Source organism: Shewanella psychrotolerans (genome assembly GCF_019457595.1).
GTDB classification, from domain to species: Bacteria; Pseudomonadota; Gammaproteobacteria; order Enterobacterales; family Shewanellaceae; genus Shewanella; species Shewanella psychrotolerans.
Genome location: NZ_CP080419.1, coordinates 2,182,772 through 2,203,690 on the forward strand (window position 1 = coordinate 2,182,772; position 20,919 = coordinate 2,203,690).

The following is a 20,919-nucleotide window of genomic DNA, read 5'->3' on the forward strand; positions in this document are numbered from 1 at the left end:
TATGTATAGTGTTCATTGAATTTCAGATTTTGCGCTGAAAATCTGAATTTTAATGAATTGCATTAAAACAACCACTTATCTCTAAAATTCTAGTGGACTCATAGATTACAGAAAATCTGATTTTAAAAGGAATTTTTGGTGAAAAATCTGAATTTGAATGGAACGATAAAAAACAAGGGTTTAGAAGTTAGCAGGAAGGTCAATTACTTGGGTGAATCAGATTCTGAAATTGAGTGAATCTTTACAAGTGTGGTAAAGTTCACTGAAAGTCAGAATCTCGTTCAACGTGTTAAATAAAACCCAGGCCCACCTATACTCTTTCCATGCGCTTCAGTTTTGCACAAACACAGATGGTTGTTTCTAAAACAAATTGGGCTTTTGTTTCTGCGTGCACTTAAAAGCTGATATGCAGTTGTCTCTATGGGGGCGATTGCCAACGGATGTCGACCAAGTCTAAACGGACCCAACTGCGCCGAATTAAAACCTCTGGGTTAAACTTCCAGGTTTAGTTGTAGCTTTTGTCGGTTAACGCCGTCTTCGCAGATGATCATTAGGTTCTTCAAACCTTCTGTCGTAGATGCCCCCCTTTGTGGTGAACAAGCTAGTGGGCTAAGATTGATCCTAGTCATTAAGTAAGTTCTGACGATAAAGTATTCGGTTCATCTCTTCACCCTCAACCATTATGGTGTTTCGCTTCTTCTAGAGTCGCATACCAGATTAAGCCAGACTTTTTATCAACAGTGGCATCGTTTGATACAGAAATGACTTTACTATCTATAACTACATACTTGGTAATAATGGAAGGTATGTATAGTTCTCTTTGCCTCCATCTGCTCACGTACAAAGTCAATATCTTTACTATCTAAAAAATCTTCGACATCGAGCTTAACTACTTCGGGGACAATTAACTTAGCTGCAGTGAGTGAAGCCCCCTAACCCGCTTTTGGACAATTCTGAGTCAACACAGTAGTTTCAGTCTACATATAGATACTTTGCAAGTTTGTAATGAGGCGAACAAACTCGTGTTCGCCTCATTATGCTTATCAACTAAGACAGAAGCCCATTATCAAGTACTTTAACTGCACTCATCGCTGTATAAATTTCCGAATTCAACAGTTCATCCCAGATGTCCAAACAAGTACTGATTGCCTCATCATCTTCATCTTCTGTTGCTTCATCGTAAAGACGTTGCAACACGCTTAGAAGAGAAGATTCCCGGATATGCATATGTCGATGCTTAAAAGACTGATCATTCTTATCCACTTCAACGATGTTTTTGACTAGCCCCAACAAAGAGTCACTCATGTCTACAAGCATACCCGGAAAACTTTCCAGCATCCTAAATAAGTCGTAAATGCAGTACCTTACCGCTTTCGACTTGACAAATTCACTAAATAAGACCGTCGAATTATGCTTTGCCCAGTAGCTATCATACTGAATGCACCTACCCACTTGTTGCAAAATATCTTTGTCTTCATCGTTTAACAACATTATGTATGACGACTCAATTTTGCCAATTCGATCATGGTGTTTATCTTCGCTTAAGAACTGGGAAATAACAGAAGAACAGCCACTCCTTAACTCCTTGTCACCTTTAAGAACCAATGCTAACTCATCTTCAAATAGGTCATTGAAAAACCAACGGGCATAAATTTGTCTAGCAGCTTCTTTCCTGATATCCGCATATTGAGAGTCTAGCATTCGTAAAACAAGATCAATGTATTTATTTACATGCTCACTCTCGAATCCTTGATTAAAAAAGTAGTTTGCACCATACCCCGCACTGATTCGAATATCTTTAGTGCATAACTCTATAAACTTAGTATGGGCAAATGAACTATCGTACTTTAGATATGGTTTAATTAACTCTAAAGCTGACATATTAACCGCTGGGTGTTCATCTTCAATCGCATACGTGACAGTGTCTCTATTTTGGTATGCAAGCGATTCATTTTTGAAAAAAATCCTAGCTATCGCTATATATGCTTGCCCACGAACACATTTAATTGAGTTATCCATCAAAGACTTAGCTGACGCAACGTCTACTGAGCGACCTTTGTCAGGGTTCCAAACATTCAGTTTGTTTAACTCAGGGTCTTTAGCATGTCGAGCTAGCTGGAACAATAAATGAAAGGCCTTTGAGTCCGAAGCTAACGACTGACAGTCGAGCAATCTAACCAATGCATACTCGCTTTCACCGTGAGGGAAATGCGAAATCACCTTATCCAATAAGATATCGCTACAAGGAGCCCAATTGTCTTTGTAGTATTCATGAGCTTTCTCTTTACTACAGTCAGCTAACCCTCGAAAAAACGCACTGATATATTGAGGGTCTATATCTTTTGGCAGTGACAAAGCAAGGTTCGCGAATCTGACAGGTTCATTACAAACAGAACCTTCTAGAGTTCGAGAGAACTGTTCGATGGTCGATTCAGAAATTACTTCTTTAGCTACTTGCTTCCAATTTCTACCAACAGACTGCTTTTCAGGAGTTAGAATTAGCTTCGACCAAGACCCATTGGACAACTTGTTTCCCATAGGCAATGGAGAAGTAATCAATCCTCCAGTAGTCTCATACTTAGAACAAAAATCTAAATATGAATATGACTCAAACTTTCTAGCTAACATGTCGATCAAGTCACGAGTACTATTCACAACTCTAGTTTGATCGAGTTTAGGTAGTAAAAAATGTTGAGTTTGCCCCCAATAGCTTCGATAAACTCCCCACTTTCTCGTTTCAAGCTTCCTCCGTACTTCATCTAGGTTACGGTAACTCTGAAGACTACATATACATTTCTCAAGGGCCGTAAACCCTTCTTGGCTGCAACTCTCAGAAAATTTTCCGATTAATTTCCCTGGTAGAATCCAGATAGGTTCACGGTAGGTATTCCCACAAGACAAGTGTAAATCTGGACGCGCCAGCAACCAGTCGATAACTATATCAGACTCATTGTGAGAGAGATTAAATAATAGTCGCGCAACCAAGTGTACTGTAACTGGATTGGATGTTGAGAGGTACGGCCTGACTAACTCGTGCAGCATGTTAGGATCAGAGCCTAGCTTTTCCCCAGCCTTTTCTATAAGAGAGAACAGTCCAGATGTAAGACGGCAATCATGACCATAATCACTCGCTTCATCCTTATGTAACCATAAAAATACACTATCTCGATTTGGTTGTGATTCAGCGATGTCATTTATCTTCCTTAGCAACCTGCTAATTACTGCTTCAGGAATCACATCCGCCACACCTAGAATGTCTTCTAACTCAGTCGGTGACCAGTTACCCGTTTGCGTTAGCTTTTCATGCGCCCTAACTTCTGCCGAATACCTAGGCTTACAAATCACATCTCGGTATTGCTCTAAAACTACCTCTATCAAAGACAATGCTCGATTAGGGTGCTTCTTTGAAAGAGAACGCCAATCTATATAGTTTTCTGGGCAGTTTTTTAGTAGAAGATCTTTCCTCAACTTAAACATGTCATCAGAATCATCTTCAATCTTCCAGCACAGACTACTGTAGATTTTTTGATTCCAACTATCTGACACATCGACATATGGGCGCAGAGTGCTGACCACAACGTCTGGCTTAATTTCTGAAATAGAACTTAGAAGACCAACCGAAGCATCCACCAACTTTTCATCGGAGCTGCTGAGCCAACCCTCTAAAATGCTACTCTCTATCAGATACTCGATTATCTCAGGATTTTTAAAGCAGCTCGTCGAGATAAATTTCTTTTTTAATACAGGGGCATGAACTAACTTATTGATTAGTTTTCTAGCGGGGGCTTTTATTACCTTTAGGTCTTTTAGCGAATTAAGAGCCAAGAATTTGAGGTGAAAACGAACCTTATCACTAAATAAAACCGCCTCAATGCTAGAGCAATAATTTTTTTGGCCAGCGTCTAGCAACATGTTTAGCGCGTACCTAAGGTGCTCCCTTTTATCTAGCGTTTGCTTCTCAAACCCTCCAAGCTCAGATAGAAGTTTTTCAGAAGATTCGCTTCCTGCTCGATATAACTTGGAACCGACTTGATAATCATATAATGCCTGGTGCCTAAAACTTACTCGTTGATCCTGCTTAGTTATCACTCCTATTGAAATTAATACATCTAAGGCCCACCGAGAACCTGCAGGAAGAGAGGTCAATGACACAGACAAACAACCCTGTTTCATCATTACGCCCACTAGCTTATCAATAAGTTTTTCAACTTCTTCAATCGATAAGTGATGGGCGCTTATTTGACTTAGTCGATCGTCCCAAAAATTCTTAACCAACTCTAATTTGTTATCAAATCTTGGAGCAGTCTGTGTCCGATGCGCAATAGTTAGATAAATACCAAGCCATAACGGTATCTTAAGAATCTCTTTCTTGACGGAAGATAGTTGTGAGTACGTCTCAAATGGCGAGACTAACTCGTCTACTTTTTCTTCATCTAATGTAGATAATGTAACTTCATGCAATGACTCCGAAATACTATCTAGCCAACTTGATAAAGCGATATCTTCGTTTAGCTCAAAATCCCTAGAAGCCAAGACGATTGATATGTCGGCACCTTCTTTACGTAGCGCAATTGTTTGCCTGATTAACTCCTGGCAGATGTGCAAAGCTATATTAGAATGTGCGCCAGTCCATCGGATAGCGTCAAGCTGATCCAATATAATCACTACTTTGTTGTGTTTTGATAATGCACTTAAGCTGAAAGGTGGCGAGTATGGGAAACCTAATGCTCTTCCATACGCATCTAGATTAACCTCTGGATTTCGTCGATCAAGCCTCACTGGAACACTTATGGCTCCTCTCTTACGAAGGTAATTATGAAGTTCGAGAAGTAATGAACTTTTCCCAACTCCTGCTTCTGCTCTAATCAGAGTTACAGGGTTTTCTTCTAAAGAATCGGTGATGTTATCCAACTCTCTTCGTTTAATAAGCTGATTACATATCAAGAATGGTTTGATTGACTCGTCAAACTCTTTGGAAAGGTTATCAACAACTGAAAGTACTCTTTCATCTTCGGGTATCCCTCTAGCAACAAACCCAACCTTTTTAAGATCATTTAATAATTGGTTCGCCGTAATCTTGTTACGTAATTTATTGTACTCAACAGGATAATATTTAAGGAACTGGACTAGCTTGGTACTACTACCACTGAACATAGAGGAAGCTTTGTCTTCTAACTCACTTTGGTTATGTTTATTCAAATCATAACGGATAATCTTAAAGCGCTGTAAAAACAGCATTGCTTTGCGGATATCTTCCTCTAACTCAACAGTTAGACCAAGATATTCACATAATGAACTAAAGCACTTTTCTCTCTCTTGGCTTTGTTTTACCTGATGTTCGAGGAAGTCAAAAGGCATTGCATTACTGTTCAATGCACTTTCGCATAAATCGCTGATTATTCTACTCGAAAGTGGTGAAACTAAGTGAAACTCTGTAGCCCCTCTGCCGATTTGGAAACTTGCGTTTTTTAGAATGTTGGAACTATGGAGTTTAGATAAATGCCAGTATTCGCTATTGCCAGAGCTTGCTTTACACTGGTGGTGTTCGTATGAGCCATCATTATTACCTATTACCAAGTCAACTCCGACCTCATCATCCCCAATAGGCTCTACAGTCACATAACTTGTCTTTTCTTGTAACAGCCTTAATAACTGATATGCAATCCAGTTAGATTCATACCTGTTGCCAAGCTTTTCTGCATATCCACCAGCTTCTAGCGCCATACTGCCCGTTCTCAACATAACTTTACACATCAGTAAGATATGGCCTATCTCTTCTTTTTACAATTGTTCTTCTAGTATCTGTGATAATTGAGGGACTGGTTACGACCTAAGTGTTCAGTTCATAAAGTACGGCTTGGTAAGGCCTGAAGAATGTAGACACTTTAGTATTAGAAAAAATAGACCACAGTGTAAACTGCTTCTCACCACTGATAGGATTCACTAAAATATTTTGGGGCGTAGTCTTCTCAATGGATAGAAAAGCCTGTATCAGTAATGTTAGTTATCTGTTTGCTCCGAGAGCCCCAGTGCATCTTCCTGTACAATTTCAACGTATCAAATAGCGTTATCTCGTTTCGAATGCCCAAGCAAGATCTGTATAGCCCTAATGTTTTTAGTTCTGCCATAGATCAGAGTAGCTTTAGTACGTCGCTTGGAATGAGTACCATCATAGTCCGCATTCAGCCCCAGCTTTACAGCCCAGTTCCTGATAATCGTACGATTGATAGATTGGCCTTTACGGCGACAACTTGGAAATAAAAAACTACTTGCCTCTAGGTGTACTGAGTAGAACAATAGACTAATAATTGTTGCGTTCTAGGAGTAATTTCATAGTGTACATCGGTGCCCGTTTCTTGCTGGATGCATTGAACGCTTTCATAATTATTGGTCAGTACAGTCTGGCTATCAACTGGAACTGTTCCTGTCGCGATAATAGCCTATCACACAGTCAGTGAGGATGCACTGAAACATCTGTAGATAAAGCGTGTTACGTTTTCAGTTGATTATTAAGGAGTTAGTCCAGTATCTAACAACGTCTACCCGTGATGGCAGAACAATTCATAATTTTTTATTTATTCTTAATCCATCCGTAAACTTGAATGACATTTAATACCGTGCCAAGTTGTGATAAACGCCGCTATAAATATAAGTATCTGAACCAATGTAAAAAATTAAATATTCACTGCAAGCATCTATCACTGGTAATTACTCTTCAGTTGTGAAATGTCATTGTAAACACATGTCCTTGCATAATTATTAAGAAGGGCGTATAAAAAAATTTGAAGGCTAAAGGTAGCGGTATGTCATCAGTAAAGATTATAACCTCAATAACTCTCTTGATTTTTTGTCTATTTACCGCTAATTCCATAGCTAAAGAAAACCCGTTTAAATGGGCTAAGCCAAATGTAACGGCTAATGGTGTCATTAGTGGGACTCTAGGGGTTACTAAGGATGGGTTAGATAGGCTTACGGAAGGAGGTGAAACTGATGTCATTGACTATGGTTATATTGACTACATGACCATGAATTTTAAAGACGGTCCTATGTCAACTTTCAGGGTTATTTCATTAGCAGAGACAGAAACGTGTAACTTACTTGAAGAAGTAGAAAATAATGTTCTCATGTATGTCGAAGGAACTTCTGTTAAATCCCTTAGACTTTGTTTTGAGATAAACGAAGGTACATATTGGGCCTATATGCCTATAACAGCAAAAGGTCGTGCCTTCGTCGTCGACAAATTATTAACCATGCACAGTGTAGAGATTAATGGCCTTATCTTCAAGACTGAAGGGTTTAAGGTGGTCTATGATACTGCAGATAAGTTCACTAATGACGCCAGACATGCCCTGTAGCTAAGTAATTAAAAGCTTATATCCAAGCTTCCTCTTTGTACCAAACACATAGTGTCGTAGGAATGTTTGCACATATCATTGCAAACGATTGATAGGCATTAATCAAAAATTTAGAGCACACTTCACTACGGACATTTTACAAAAATGTAATCTGTCTTCATTGGAAGCTATAAACACTTTGGGGCTAAGGCGTGCCAGAAGCTTTAAGCCTAGAACGTCCCTGGATATAACCGTGTTAGAACATCAGCTGTAACAAGTGAATTTCTATGGACTGATGCGCGGTTTTGGAACTGTACTGACGAGCAAAGTAAACCCAGCACTTTTTAGACAAATAGGTCAGAGTCAGTGCATTCCAAAAGTAATTTCAGCAGGGTATGTTGCTAGGTCTTTGCATCGCAGGCTTTACCTGATTCTGGTCGAAGAGCAACTCCGTGAAAATCCCCTAGTCGATAAAGTAGCTCCATCCAATATTCTATGCATGCAGAGCTGTAGCGTTCGAGCATCTCTTGATTAACTACTAACTGCTCCTTCACCCGACACTTTATCCATGGACATTCTGACTTAAACCTCCGATCAACTCGACCACTTCGATGTGCTAATAAATTTCTTACTTGCTGAAGCTCGAAAAGACTCTGAGTACAATCGGAAGACAATCCTCCACCCAATCCAAATGGGTCAAGAAGACTTTCGAATCGATTGACTCCCTTTTTCAAAGAACTTGCCATATCTTTCTCTAACAACTCTACTAGATAAGCAGCCTGTTCGCTCTTGGGGAGCTGCATGTACTCACCAAATCTGATTTTAAGCTTTTGAACAGAAGGTGCAGACAAGGCTGATTTACGGTGAAAAAGCCACAGTGCTACAAACTCTTTAATAAATTGCTCAAGCCAGCCCCAAAGAGAAACGACAGCAAAACCATGGAGTACAGGAAAGCCACTTTCAACTTCAGTCTGTGCAAGTAAAGCTTGCTTTTTGGCATTTTCAAGTTGTTTCTGCGTATAAGTTGCCTCTGTGTCACCGTTAACTTTGGCCAAAACCCCTACGATTTGTGGCATACCACGGAGAACAGATATTCCCTTTTCGCTTAAATGAACGATCTGTATCAAAGTTTGAATAGACTCTACAGAATCTTCGAAATGTTCTGTGACCCATTTAGGTAGTTTTTTTGATTTTTGTATATCTTTGTCGGCCAAGGTCGTCCCCTTTTTAATGCTTGCGGCAGCAAACTGAATCGCTACCATTACACTAGTCACTCTGTAGCACTACTAAAACTTGAACAATAGAAATGGACAAATAGGGCTGCTCAGCAGCCTTCGAAACTCTGAATGGGGCATTTAAGAGCTAAACACCCTAACCTATTTTACTTTTACGCATGCCATTCACTTAACAAGAATTTACCCTTAACACCTTTAACCTGGTAATTCATAGCTTCAAATACATCTTCAAAGCTATGAGTATCTATAGCTAGACCTGGCAGCGCCATAGTACTTTGAATCATGAATTTCTGTCTGTCACTTTCATTACTCCAGGCCTCTTGCCACCAATCCAGAACTCGATTTCTTGACTGCTGCAATTGTGCTGCACTAGGCACCCTATCTTTCTTTCGCAGATTTTCAGCTACCGATGACGGCAGCAAGTTCCACAAATTGTTATTTGGCCAGTGAGCAAATGGTATGCAGTGGTCTATGTGATAGTTTTTACGAATATCTTTACCACTCCATACGGACTCCAATCTGCTCTTCTGACGTATCAACTCTTCTGCGCGCTGTCGAACAACTCTGGTATCATGCCTAGCGTCTTCCCACTGCAGTGCTTGAGAGTACTGTTCAAGTGATACTTGCCTTGATTTGTTCAACTCGAAACTTTGCATCAGCCCTATCCACTGATTCACAATAAGCGGTTCTATCCAACTTCCAAACACCTTTAAACTTTGCCAAAACTGTTCATCGAGAATGAATTCACCGAAAGATTCGAGGTATTGCCTATCAATTATCACTCGATCGCTTTTCCGGACGGTTAGCTTATTGACCTGAAATAAATGGTTAGCTTTATCTTTGTGCCATAAATGCTTAACCGGCATATCGCGTATTGTTGCTGCGCAATCAGAGAGTGTTCCAGTTACTGCTCGGGCCTCTTGGCCGAGAAACAACGCGCCGATAGATAAGTCATTAGCATGGAGAAGGCTATTCAAAGAGTGCCAGTTATCTTTGATGAAACTCAGCCCTTTCGTTTTATTGCTGCTTTGTTGAATTCCGCTATGACTTTCATGGTAGTCATTATCATTGGCCTGTTTCAGCGGGTAACATAGAAGGCGGTGATACTGTTTAGTCCAGTAAAGCGAAACAAGCCCTAATGGAAGCGCCACTTTACCGTCAGTCTTATCTATAACGCATCCAGGATGCGCATCAGCTATTCGGACCAATGCCCGCAGGAGCGCGAGTTTGTAGGTTGCGACTTTACTGTCGTTAACCAAAATATGCCGAATTTTAAGAAGTGCTCCCGAACCATCGTCGGGCATATTAAGTACAACCGTTTCCCAGTTAACAGTATCCCGCTCCATATTATCGGGCGCGCTCTGTACATGAACCACTTGCAAGCCATGTATCTTGGCAAGTGTTTCTTGCTCACTGACGCTTACTGGATAGCTGACGCGGCCATCATCAAACCCACCATGGCGAAGTGTAATAATCAACTTTCCATTGGGTGTTAGAAGGTTACTTAGCTTTCGAAATGCTCGCTGACGATGGGACTCAGCCAAATGCATCCACACCGCGCTGACGAGAATAACGTCGAACTGAATACCCAATGAAAGAATATTCTTTAACTCCGGTAACTTATCATTCAGCCAGGTCACACTGTGTGATTGGGTATAGCGCTTCCCTTCTGCGCGCATTTCATCGTTAGGTTCAAGTGCATATACTTCGCAGCCTTGATGGGAAAACCACTTTGCATCGCGCCCGGTGCCAGCCCCGACATCAAGCACGCGCTGTTCGGCTTTTGGCCAAAAGTCTTGCCATGATTGATGCACATCTTCAAAGCGTTGTGCGTTGTATTGGGTACTGAGTGCTTTCACATGCTCAGTGTAAAAGTCTTTCATAAGCCATTACTTTCTTGGGGCATCACTGTCGCCAAATCTGTCTTGTTCATCTCTATCAATTCAATCATCATCGCCAGTTAGCACGACTTTAAAACGAACCGGATGATGGTCTGAATACCGAGCCCTGAATGCATTGTGGTTGTACGGCGATCCTGGGTATGGAGTCGTAAAATCCTCAAACCAGTCATCTTCCATCTCATCTATTAAGTCGATGACTTCAAACTGCCCGCCCAAAAACAAACTACTTGTATTTGAGGTCGGATAAATGACATTGTCATACGGCCGAGGACTATTAACGTTAGTGTTGGTCATGAGACAACTACCCCCTGCATTCAGTGCAGACAAGGCGTCGGGTAAAATCGTCGATATTTCATCGCAGTCTTAGAAGTTCATGTCGCCTAATACAAAGAAATCTCGTTCAACTGAATCGTTCTCTTCTATCCATTTGGCTACTTCCAATAGCTCACCTTTACGACGCGCCTCATCCTTCTTGCTCGTTCCTGGTTGTAGATGGACAGATATCAGGACAAAGTCATCCCCCGTCGCTTTTGCTTTAAACGTGCTAGCGTAAGGGACGCGCTCGTACTTATCGTTATTCGAGCGGTCGTCCGCCAAGAACCCATTAGGCAAGCTTGGTTCATATTGCACTTTGTCTGGTTTAAAAAACGTGACAAACCATTCAGTTGCAGCACTATTAAGGTGAATGGTGTCATTTGTGCCTGTGTCCTCTTCTGACAGAATGTAATCAAACCCATATGACGACATTGCTTCAAAAAATCGGCGAGCTTCAACATCAGGCTTGTATGGCGTGTTATCTGGAAAGGTACCATCGTAAGGCGGGGCAACAAGCTCTTGAATGACGACGATATCCTCATTCGCTAATAGTTGAGCTAACGCTTTATCATCGCGGTCTTTAAAGTTACCCAAAAATTGAATATTGAAAGACACAATCGAAAGGTAATTAGTTGCTTCTAAGCCATTAAGTGGGAGCAGACAGTCTTGGGTATGGCAATGATATGTACGGGTTGACCTGTCAAGGTGGCCACCATTTTCATCTTTTGCACCACTGTGACCAATGGCACTAGGCGTGAACACGGTAAAAGCCAAAGCTAATGCGATTCGGCGTATTAAGCCCGCGTACACCCTATTCATACAAACCTCCATGTTTATGACATTACAGCGATTGAAAGATCAACCCATGGTTTCATATCTCGCCGACACTTGATGTGCCTCTTTAGTACGCTAAATAAATTTGCTGTAAAAAGCTAGCAAAATCGGCACACTAGCGGACTTTGGTGTAGGGCTATTTGGTTGGTAAAAATCAAAACAGGTAGTGACCTTTCGTTGAATCGAGCTGTAGCATGTACAAGGAAAGCTTCCGAATATTGCCAAAAAATTAAATTCAGCTAAAATACTGTATAAATAAACAGTGTCAGTAAGAAATGAAAGTCATACCCATTTTAGCCAGTGCCGGGATAACCGGCTTTGAGTCCCCAGCAACGGACTATAAACAGTTGCCATTAAGCCTCGATGAGTTGCTTATTGAACACCCAAGCGCCACCTTTATCGGCCAGGCAAGTGGCGACTCAATGCAAGGCGTTGGCATCTTTGACCAGGATATCCTCATTGTGGATAGGCATGTAACCGTCAAAAACCAAGACATTATCGTTGCGAATTACAATGGCTGCTTCGTTTGCAAAATCATTGATACAGTCAACAGGCAGTTGATATCTGCGAACGACTTTCATATGAACACACCTATTTTTGAGCATGACTCTTTTACTATTGAGGGCGTGGTGATTCGTTCAATTCGCTGTCACAGGCAAAGCTCGATACTGAGCAGGAGTTAATAACCTTGTTCGCTTTGGTCGACGCTAATTCCTTTTACTGCAGCGCTGAACAGGTATTTCGTCCCGAATGGCGTGGAAAGGCAATAGTGGTGCTCAGTAATAACGATGGGTGTATTGTCGCGGCTAATCGGCAGGCTAAGGAAGCGGGGATAAGCAAGTTCGTCCCCTACTTTCAGGTAAAGTCATTATGTCAGCAGAAAGGCGTGATTGCTCTGTCATCCAACTATGAGCTATACGGCTCTCTTTCTGCCGCCATGATGGAAGTTATTGGTCGGTTTGCGCCTGAGCAACACATTTATAGTATTGATGAGTCATTTTTATCTTTCAGAAACCTTTACCCGGCTATCCCCTGTCTAATATCTCACGGTCATAAAATCCGCAGAGCCGTATGGAAAGAAGCAAGGTTGCCGGTGTGTGTAGGTATAGGAGAAACACTCACACTAGCCAAAGTAGCAAACCATGCGGCTAAACACCTACCAGGCTACGCCGGCGTTTGTGCTATCACCACAGATGAGGAGCGCAGTTATATTCTCGAGCAAATGGAGACTCAAGATGTATGGGGAGTGGGTAAGCGTATTGCGAAACGCCTGGCGGCTCTTCGTATCAATACTGCATTAGACTTGGCCCGGCTTGAACCGAGTATTGCACGCCAGCAATTTAGTATTGAGCTCGAGCGCACAGTAAGAGAACTCAATGGCATTCCATGCAAAGGATGGGATGCAGCAAGGGCTGATAAAAAGCAGATTTTTTCAACGAGGAGTATGGGTAACCGTATTTCCGATAAGGCATCCCTACTCCAAGCTATCACCAAGCATGTCGCTATCGCAGCAGCCAAAGCAAGGCAACAAGGTTCCCTTTGCAAAACGTTACTCGTCTTTGCGAGTAACTCACCGTTTGATGAGCGGCCGGCAGGATTTAAAATCACGCTCCCTCTCGAGTTACCAACGAATGATACATGCGAATTGATAGAAAAGGCAGTGCGTGACAGTAGTCTTAGATTTCAGCCAGGGGTACGTTACTACAAAGTTGGCGTAGGCCTGGTTGAGTTATGTAGCGAAAAGCACTTTCAACGAGATTTATTCAATCAACCTAAGAGTCCCGCGCTAATGGTGGCGCTTGATTGTATCAACGCGCGTTATGGAACTGACTCACTTTTTGTTGCTGGCCAAGGCGTAGCCCCGAAATGGCAAATGAAGCGAGACTTGCTAACACCGCAATATACGACACGGTGGTCACACATTCCAAAGATAAAGTGCTAAATAATAGATTGAATGCGCAACCTTTCGGTCTAGAAATAGCTATGCAGCTTTTACTTGCTAAATTCTAAAGCTTCACCGAATGAAGACCTGTGCGACGTAAGTTGTCGCGGCTTGCAAATATAATTCATGTGCATTAAATAACAGATTTTATGGTTGCATAAGTTTTATATTGGCGTTGAGTTCGCGACTATATCAAATGTCAATTTTAAATTCATTTTTAGGATATAGAATGTCATTAGCTGCCTTTTCAATTTCACTTTTACATTCAGATAGACCATCTTCAAGGATAGTTCGAATTGGCATCCACTTATAGGCATTAAATAGTATAAGTGGCCTCGTTACAGAAACAGCTTGGATGTAATAACTATCCTCATCATTTCTATTCTTTCCAAGAATATCTTCATTAACTCGTGAAACTAATGAATCATTAAATTGTAGAAGTTTACTACTCTTCGATAAAAAATATTCATCATACAAGTAGTATGCATAAACAGCGGTTGCTGATTGTCGTTTATATGGGTCACTCAAAGATTGTCCAAACTGATTTTTTATTGCAGATAATAATTCCGCTTGGGATAAGGCTCCCTTAAACACACGTTTAGACTTCATGTATACAACACGATCTTCTGAATTTAAAATCAACTCATGTACATATCTTTTTTTTGCAGGTATATTATTACGTGCATTGTTGAGTATAATACTCTTGATGGGGAACTTATTCTTGATCCAAGTGTTTATTTTAAAATTATATTCATGATTTCTGTTGAAAGCATAGTATTTTTCTCCCTTTGGGATGTGCTTGTAACATTCTTTTGCCATTAGGTTAATTATAGGGATGGAATACTTCTTTTCAATTTCGAAGTCTGCTATCTTAAAATCCCCGGATAAATACTGATTAACAGGTATTTTCATTCCTAGGTATACATCGCCAAACTCAATTTTATCATGCCCCCCAATTTTAAAGTATTTATTATCGGGCATTTTAGCTTCAGAAAATACAAATGGTGCCAAAAAAAGCTGAAGTAACAAAAAAAACTTAAAAAAATTCATTTTAACCTCTCCACATAAAATAATTTATATTTTTTTAAACAACCATGATTTACTAACGGTTCGTTCTTCTTCACCGAATCAAGCAACAAAGCCTAATAGACTACAAATTAAATGGTTTAGCATTTTTTATAGTATCTTCCTCTAGTTTATCTAGTCTGATTTTAAATTCAGTTACACATTTTCGCCTCAGGCTTCTCAGCTCATCAAAAAAAGGTTGGTAGTCCTTTATTGCCATAAATGCTACACCTTTATTGAACTCGGAGGATGCTGAAACAATTAATAGGTGGTTGCCTTTTAATGGGGTTATATTGTCATTATGTTCTATACTGGAGAAGTTATTTAGAAGTTGAAGCAAATCGTTCATGTTTGAATATAAGGCAGTTATCCAAATGTGATCCAACTTATCTTCACTAAAGTTGATATCAGTGAATATAATTGATTTAATCTCTTTTTTCTTTTTATAAATATACTTTGGATCACCAAAGCGATCAAATATTGCATCTATCACTACACCCTCTGCAACGTCACTATACTTTTTACGAACAGTAATAGCTGTTATACTATTATTTGAATTCAACAAAATATTGACATCGTTATAGGGTTCAAGCAGAGTAACAATCTTATAATTCAGTTTGTAGAAATCGCTTATACCTAGATTACTAGTAAAAGCTTCAGGGAATGTTTTTTTAAATTCATTTATCTGCTCTTGGTGAGGCTTGCGACAAAAATCTAAAGCATTACCGATATTTACATTCTCGTTTAATCCTGTTTGTATTATCTCACCATTGCTTAACACTATTTCTCTAGCTTTAATTTCAGCTATTTTATTCCCAAGGGAGATGCTCCCGATAGTAAAGGTTTCAGGTGAGTTACCAGTTATTTTACTAGTGTTGTTAGCGCTTGATTGGATAGAGAATGAAACTGCTAATATGATTCCGAAGACCTTAATAATCTTCCTAGAATAATTCATTTCATGACTCCTTGTCTTTTATGATGAAATTAGCATTCAGTTTATAATTAAAAAGGATAGTTCAGTAATAACCATTATGCAATGTTCATGCAATTTTTGATTAACTTAAAGAAGTGTATCAGTCCGCAAAAGTTATCAGCTATCATTTTTCATGTACTTCTGTAGTGTTTTCTGGTCAATCTGAAGGTTTTTACCGGCATTACTCCAAGTCCCAAATTGGCGTTTCGCAGCCCTTGCTAGCTCATACTTAAAAAGCTTGTCTAATTCATCTTTTGTCGTATTAGACAAGTCACCAAAATTAAATTTGGTTCCTTCATTCTCCTCAATGTTATCAAACTCTTGTAGCGAGCAGATGGCTTTGGAAAGTGCTTCAGTCGGGCTATAGCTATTCATGTATGCACAGGTAATAAAAGCAAGCTTCTTCAGGTCTCGAAGATTGCCAGCCAATGACGGCTCTAATAGTTTATTCAATTGTCTAGATATCGGCACGTCATTTGGCAAATTCGGATTGATGTTTACTTCTCCCCATATTTTTTCCAGTCGTCTGGTAAGTCTTCTCTACAGACCCTCAGCGGAGGGATTGTGATTATTAGCATGGAGATCCGGTCAAAGAAATCGGCATCTAAAGTAGTGGCTAGTTCCTTAATGGTTTTATTACTTGCGCAAACCAATTCAAAGTCAGATGTTTCTTCCTTGTCACTTCCAACTGAACGATAGTAGCGGCGATTCATTTCTGAAGTAGAAGCTTTGCCTAAATTTGGATCTATTACTTCTGAGAGGCATAGCTAGAAGTTGGACATTTCCGAGTTACGATCTATAAATCATTCTAGTTTTTCGGGTTACTTCTCGTATTGCAAGCGCACGACCAGCTTAAATGTGGCTGGTCAATCATGTCCGCCTCAAGGTAACGTCACTTTAGCAAATGTCCTATATTAGAATTTTTGCATTATTAAGGTAATATATTATCTAGGTGTAGTTCTAGAACCGTACTAGATATGAATATCCGTGTTATTATCTTGTAACTAGAGCCATTTAGATGGACGATACTTCCCTCAGTATTTTTACTCTGTAGTTCTTTAGAATTAATAATGCAGCTAGGCGAACCACTTAAAAAAACAAGTTTGTACGTTTCTGGAATTGGATGAATTGTAATGATGTTGATCTTTCCCTGATGTTTCTTAATTCGATTCTTAACATCATTTAAATAGTTCTGACTTTGCTTACTTAACATATATTTCCTTATATTTATTGATAATCATTTAGTTTGGTTAAAACAGTTTTGAATTGATTGCACATTTTGTTCGGACATTAAAATACCTCCTTATTGAAAAAGAATAATTTTTTTAGAAGATGTAAGGGTAGTGACGAGGGTAGTTTGAATATAAGAATAGAAGCTCATGTTCTATAATGACATAAACACGCTGCAAATACAAGTGGTTCTCATTTGCGTTAATTCTGAATAATAGAGAAGACCGCTCGCTCTCAGACAATTATTGGACATTTTCGAGTTAAAGCCTTAACTCTAACATGTCAGTTTCGGATAAAAATTTCTATGGGATAACGCCGCCATCAACTGCGTAGCAACATGGCACGTCTGTGTGCGGCACGCACAAAGCGTGACAAGTTGCGGAGTCAGATTGCATGGCCTTGTTATGCTGTTGTTTGTTGAAGTTCTACTTCTTGTTTTAATGACATAAGATCCCCAACTATCATGTAGGTATATACAACGTAACGATCGGCCTCCATCTTTGTAACAATCTCAGAGTGAGAACCTTTTTGAGCTGCTTGAAAAACTGCATCCAGCCGTTCACCTAGGAACTTCATATGAGAGCCAACAATATCTTGAAAGCGCTCTGAACTTGAATGCTCTTCGGCATAAGCTACCAATCGATTAATATATGCGTCTGGACCAAGCTTAATTACTTTTTCTTTCCCACGTACATCTATTTTTGCATCTTCTCTTGCTGGATATAAGGCATCAGCTAAGTCTTGCAGGACTCTGCGACAGCTATGAACAGCATTCGACCAATCTTCAGAGTTCTCTGATTCAAGATTATCGTAAATAGCTGAGAACTTTTGCAGTGAAGCCGGTACTAGATCAGCAATATTGTTATCAACTAGCAGCCGAATTCGAGAGAAACTATCTTCTGTGGCGATAGAATATTTCAACTCATAATACATATCACTGAGATATTTATAGATAAATGCTCTTCGTTGACCGGTTAAGACTGATGAATCACTTATTGATTTAGATAATTGTATTCTTTCTCCGGCATGTGCCGAGCGTTTTAAGCTTTCTCTATTAGTTTCAAGTCTACTTTCTAGGTTTTCAATTGATTCTAGCTTTGCGTAGCTTTTAACTTCACCATCTTTATTTTTTCTGTAAATACGACCAGCTTTATCAGCTAGTCGCCATACTTCTTTAGATACGCCGTCAGGATCCGAAGGGTAACCCCCAACCTCATAAAGAAAAATATTTTGCATATCTAAGTCGCCGCTTATTCGAGCTATTCGGCTAGCCTTTAGCGCAATAGAAGTTAAAGTGGCCTCCGATAGCTCCAATTCTCTAAGAGCTTCATCAGCTAATGTTAAAGCTTCTTTAGCAATTTCAGATTTACTTGCCATATATTCCCTCTAAGGCATAACAACTTATTAGCGAGACCTTGTAAGGTACGCTACCTTGTAAGGTAGGAGACCAAGCATGTATAAACATACTAGCAAGACTCAAAAAAAATTATCGTAAATCATACAGTAAGGTAAATACGGCCTCAGCACAATGCGAACAGGGTGATGTATCGGTTCAACACATCCCTGATCTTCGTAGAGTTATCGAAATTACAGATTACGACAATGGTGTACCAACCAAGCACACGTTAGAGTTATATAAAACCAATCGTATTGACTGCTACAGAGTAATAGTCGATGGCAAGCTTTGGAAAGAACATATTGGGTGGAGCAACATTCTTGCAGGCATTAGAAAAGCACTACCAAGATTATCTAGAGAATAGTAAGCCTCTAGAACAGTAGACACTTTGTAGCATTACTAAAATTAGGTCAACAGTCCAATACCAAGCAGAGCTAGTTCAGCCATGCGAAACAAGGAAAGGGGCATAAGTGAGTCAGCGCAGACTCGCTGACTCGAAAATGGACATTTTCGAGTTAGGACTGTTGCTCTAATGACAGCATTTCAGATTACCAAAAGTATGAAAAAGCTCTAAACCAGCGGCCAGTTTTACTTGACCACTACAGACTGCTTCCCTCCAGAGTGAATGATTTCACTCTTTTTTACTGCTAAAAATTTGATTAATCCAATCAGCACATATCTGGATGTAAAGTACAGCACCTTGATACAAATCATTACTGCCATGCGCGGCTGCATTTCTCATGATTGGTAGTAGCTCTATCATGTCTTCAACGTACATATCAGGGTTAAGCTCATCATACTCAATATGCCTGAATCCACTATCTTTTACCCAGCCACTTCTTATGGCGCGCTTTATTAGCTTGGGGAAAGGCCATTTCTTCTTGCCTGTTTTAACCTTTAGAGCATGTTCAATAAGGATGTAAGTTTTGAGTTTTACGACAGGATCTAATGAGTATGAGTACCATGTATAAATGGCTAGATTCTTGGTTACATTAAATTGAGACTGAATTTCCTCTGGCACTCCAGCAATTAGCGTGATTTCATCAAGAGCCGAGTAGAGGCATTCAAGAGTAAACCTTGTACCTGTAACTTGCTCCAAAAGCGCGTGTCTTTCATCTGGCTTGTTTATTTCACTGAACTTTATAAATTCTTCCATAATCTATTCTTTGTAGGTATCACTTTCAAATAAGAGGGCATAAGTGTGTGTTCAATGAAAGCCGAGCCATGAGCGCACATGTGGTGCCCAACGATTGATATCAGGTGTCATAATTAGGGTTTTATATGTCTTGTGGCTGAGCATCAACACGAAACATTTAGTGGATGTCAGCATATTCCCTCAAATAACTGTTAGCAATACTACATCTGACCTACCTAGTTTGCCGTAAACTCCAAAACCGATTGAAACCAATAATGCCCAAGCTTTATACAAGTGCTTTTATTAGCAGACAAGTGACTTTTACTTATCAGTGTCAGCTAAACAAACATTGTCTCGATACCGGGTATTGAGCTGCTTTATATTAGCTCTGTGGAGGATTTCCGCTCGTAGGATAGTGATTGAGTTTGCAGCATGTACGCCAATGCTATTTTTTCCCATATTGATCACTTCTATAGGTGGCAATTGATTGCCATCAACATCATAGATGTTATCAAGGTACAGTGATTCGCCTTCAGCACGTGTAAGTATTAGCATTATACGTCCTTGTTTAATGTGTAGAGCTATTAGTGTAGAACACAAAGAAAAATAAGCATAATACACTGGCGCTCCCTCTCTCAGGGTAACCTGTTGGTAAGTATGGTTTTTAACCAAACAGGTGTAACTGATTGAGATTTTGACAGGCATTAGTAATACGCAATAATTCTAACGATAAGCATCGAATCTTGAACGGTAACCTCACCACTTACCAACAACTTAATTCCTATTGCCAATCATTGTTCTTTCTGGCGACTACATTCTCTTGTAAAAACTTGAATCACCCTTTTATCCGGTATCACCATAGTTTTATCATTAGAAGGCAAGTAAAAAACTGTCTTGTTATCGCGATATCTAAGTAGGTTTCCGCAGTGACTCACAAACTGACCATCAGCACCCTCAACCTGAATGATGTGATTGCCATCTTTCTTGTAATTCTCTGAGTTTGCTCGCGCAGAATGATGCACGACCAGCATGAGCAGTATGAGCCCCAAAGGACTTAGGGTTAACAACACAACGGTTGAATTGAATCGATTCGGAAGCATTTGAATTAAGAGGTGTGAATAGTTGCTTATAGCCGCCGCTAATAAACTGCTCAACAAGGAAAGGATAACTACTGCGACGAGATTTCTAGCTGCAATTGACGTTAAGTACATGCCCCCAATCGTCAGGTAATCGAGAGGCGAACCAAGAAGCTCGTAGTAGGACAAATGAAAAGCCTCTAGAAACGAGGCGTCATAAATGAACCCTATCACGTATGTGATGGTAATCACCGCAGACAAAGCAAAACTAGCTAGTTTGAGCATGTTCCTAATCCCTTAATGACATGTTGGCCGATAGCCTAAAGCGCCCTTGCGATTGTGTAAACCACTACTGTTCGCACATCTCTATATCCCTTTCTGCTTTCTTCTACATATCCTCTTAAGCGTGTTAAGAGTCATGGGCGCAGTTTTGTTTTTTTGAAACAGCAACTAGAGCGGTTCAAAATTTGATCAATCATAAAT

Annotated in this window: 15 protein-coding genes; 3 read left to right on the top strand and 12 right to left on the bottom strand. The window is 40.0% G+C overall.

The window, feature by feature from the left end; genetic code table 11:
- Window positions 1–1,047 precede the first annotated feature (1,047 nt).
- Window positions 1,048–5,724 carry an NACHT domain-containing protein gene (locus tag K0I62_RS09680; protein WP_220071223.1) on the bottom strand — a complete coding sequence of 1,559 codons (4,677 nt, stop codon included), beginning with the start codon at window positions 5,722–5,724 and terminating at the stop codon, window positions 1,048–1,050.
- A gap of 1,079 nt (window positions 5,725–6,803) precedes the next feature.
- Between K0I62_RS09680 and K0I62_RS09685 the strand changes: the two genes are divergently transcribed.
- On the top strand, window positions 6,804–7,355 hold the full coding sequence (locus K0I62_RS09685; RefSeq protein WP_220067968.1) for a hypothetical protein: 552 nt from the start codon (window positions 6,804–6,806) through the stop codon (window positions 7,353–7,355).
- 380 nt (window positions 7,356–7,735) lie between these two features.
- On the opposite strand, the gene K0I62_RS09690 is transcribed toward K0I62_RS09685, so the two are convergent.
- The 4 genes from K0I62_RS09690 to K0I62_RS09705 all read right to left on the bottom strand — a co-directional run bounded on the left by K0I62_RS09690 (window position 7,736) and on the right by K0I62_RS09705 (window position 11,604).
- Window positions 7,736–8,596: a hypothetical protein gene (locus tag K0I62_RS09690; RefSeq protein WP_220067969.1), complete on the bottom strand. Its 861-nt coding sequence runs from the start codon at window positions 8,594–8,596 to the stop codon at window positions 7,736–7,738.
- A 125-nt stretch (window positions 8,597–8,721) separates the two neighbouring features.
- A complete protein-coding gene (locus tag K0I62_RS09695; RefSeq protein WP_220067970.1) occupies window positions 8,722–10,452 on the bottom strand; it encodes a class I SAM-dependent methyltransferase in 1,731 nt (576 codons plus the stop codon).
- Between the two features lie 60 nt (window positions 10,453–10,512).
- Window positions 10,513–10,764, bottom strand: a complete 252-nt coding sequence (locus K0I62_RS09700; protein WP_220067971.1) for a hypothetical protein — start codon at window positions 10,762–10,764, stop codon at window positions 10,513–10,515.
- Between the two features lie 69 nt (window positions 10,765–10,833).
- Window positions 10,834–11,604: an endonuclease/exonuclease/phosphatase family protein gene (locus K0I62_RS09705; RefSeq protein ID WP_220067972.1), complete on the bottom strand. Its 771-nt coding sequence runs from the start codon at window positions 11,602–11,604 to the stop codon at window positions 10,834–10,836.
- Window positions 11,605–11,894: 290 nt separating this feature from the next.
- Between K0I62_RS09705 and K0I62_RS09710 the strand changes: the two genes are divergently transcribed.
- Both K0I62_RS09710 and K0I62_RS09715 read left to right on the top strand, forming a co-directional pair.
- Window positions 11,895–12,302: a LexA family protein gene (locus K0I62_RS09710; RefSeq protein WP_220067973.1), complete on the top strand. Its 408-nt coding sequence runs from the start codon at window positions 11,895–11,897 to the stop codon at window positions 12,300–12,302.
- 5 nt (window positions 12,303–12,307) lie between these two features.
- Window positions 12,308–13,561, top strand: a complete 1,254-nt coding sequence (locus tag K0I62_RS09715; protein ID WP_220067974.1) for a Y-family DNA polymerase — start codon at window positions 12,308–12,310, stop codon at window positions 13,559–13,561.
- 192 nt (window positions 13,562–13,753) lie between these two features.
- Here the strand turns inward: K0I62_RS09715 and K0I62_RS09720 are convergent, their stop codons facing one another.
- From K0I62_RS09720 to K0I62_RS09750, 7 genes are all read right to left on the bottom strand, one after another.
- On the bottom strand, window positions 13,754–14,611 hold the full coding sequence (locus K0I62_RS09720) for a hypothetical protein (RefSeq protein WP_220067975.1): 858 nt from the start codon (window positions 14,609–14,611) through the stop codon (window positions 13,754–13,756).
- A gap of 100 nt (window positions 14,612–14,711) precedes the next feature.
- Window positions 14,712–15,581, bottom strand: coding sequence for a hypothetical protein (locus K0I62_RS09725; RefSeq protein WP_220067976.1), 870 nt, complete (start codon window positions 15,579–15,581; stop codon window positions 14,712–14,714).
- A gap of 135 nt (window positions 15,582–15,716) precedes the next feature.
- Window positions 15,717–16,052, bottom strand: coding sequence for a hypothetical protein (locus K0I62_RS09730; protein WP_220067977.1), 336 nt, complete (start codon window positions 16,050–16,052; stop codon window positions 15,717–15,719).
- Between the two features lie 1,179 nt (window positions 16,053–17,231).
- Window positions 17,232–18,206 (bottom strand): hypothetical protein, encoded by a 975-nt coding sequence (locus tag K0I62_RS09735; RefSeq protein WP_220067978.1) that lies wholly within the window; start codon window positions 18,204–18,206, stop codon window positions 17,232–17,234.
- Between the two features lie 650 nt (window positions 18,207–18,856).
- Window positions 18,857–19,381 (bottom strand): hypothetical protein, encoded by a 525-nt coding sequence (locus tag K0I62_RS09740; protein ID WP_220067979.1) that lies wholly within the window; start codon window positions 19,379–19,381, stop codon window positions 18,857–18,859.
- Window positions 19,382–19,681: 300 nt separating this feature from the next.
- Complete coding sequence (locus K0I62_RS09745) at window positions 19,682–19,915, bottom strand: carbon storage regulator (RefSeq protein ID WP_220067980.1); 234 nt, start codon at window positions 19,913–19,915, stop codon at window positions 19,682–19,684.
- A 236-nt stretch (window positions 19,916–20,151) separates the two neighbouring features.
- Window positions 20,152–20,721 carry a hypothetical protein gene (locus K0I62_RS09750; RefSeq protein WP_220067981.1) on the bottom strand — a complete coding sequence of 190 codons (570 nt, stop codon included), beginning with the start codon at window positions 20,719–20,721 and terminating at the stop codon, window positions 20,152–20,154.
- Window positions 20,722–20,919 lie beyond the last annotated feature (198 nt).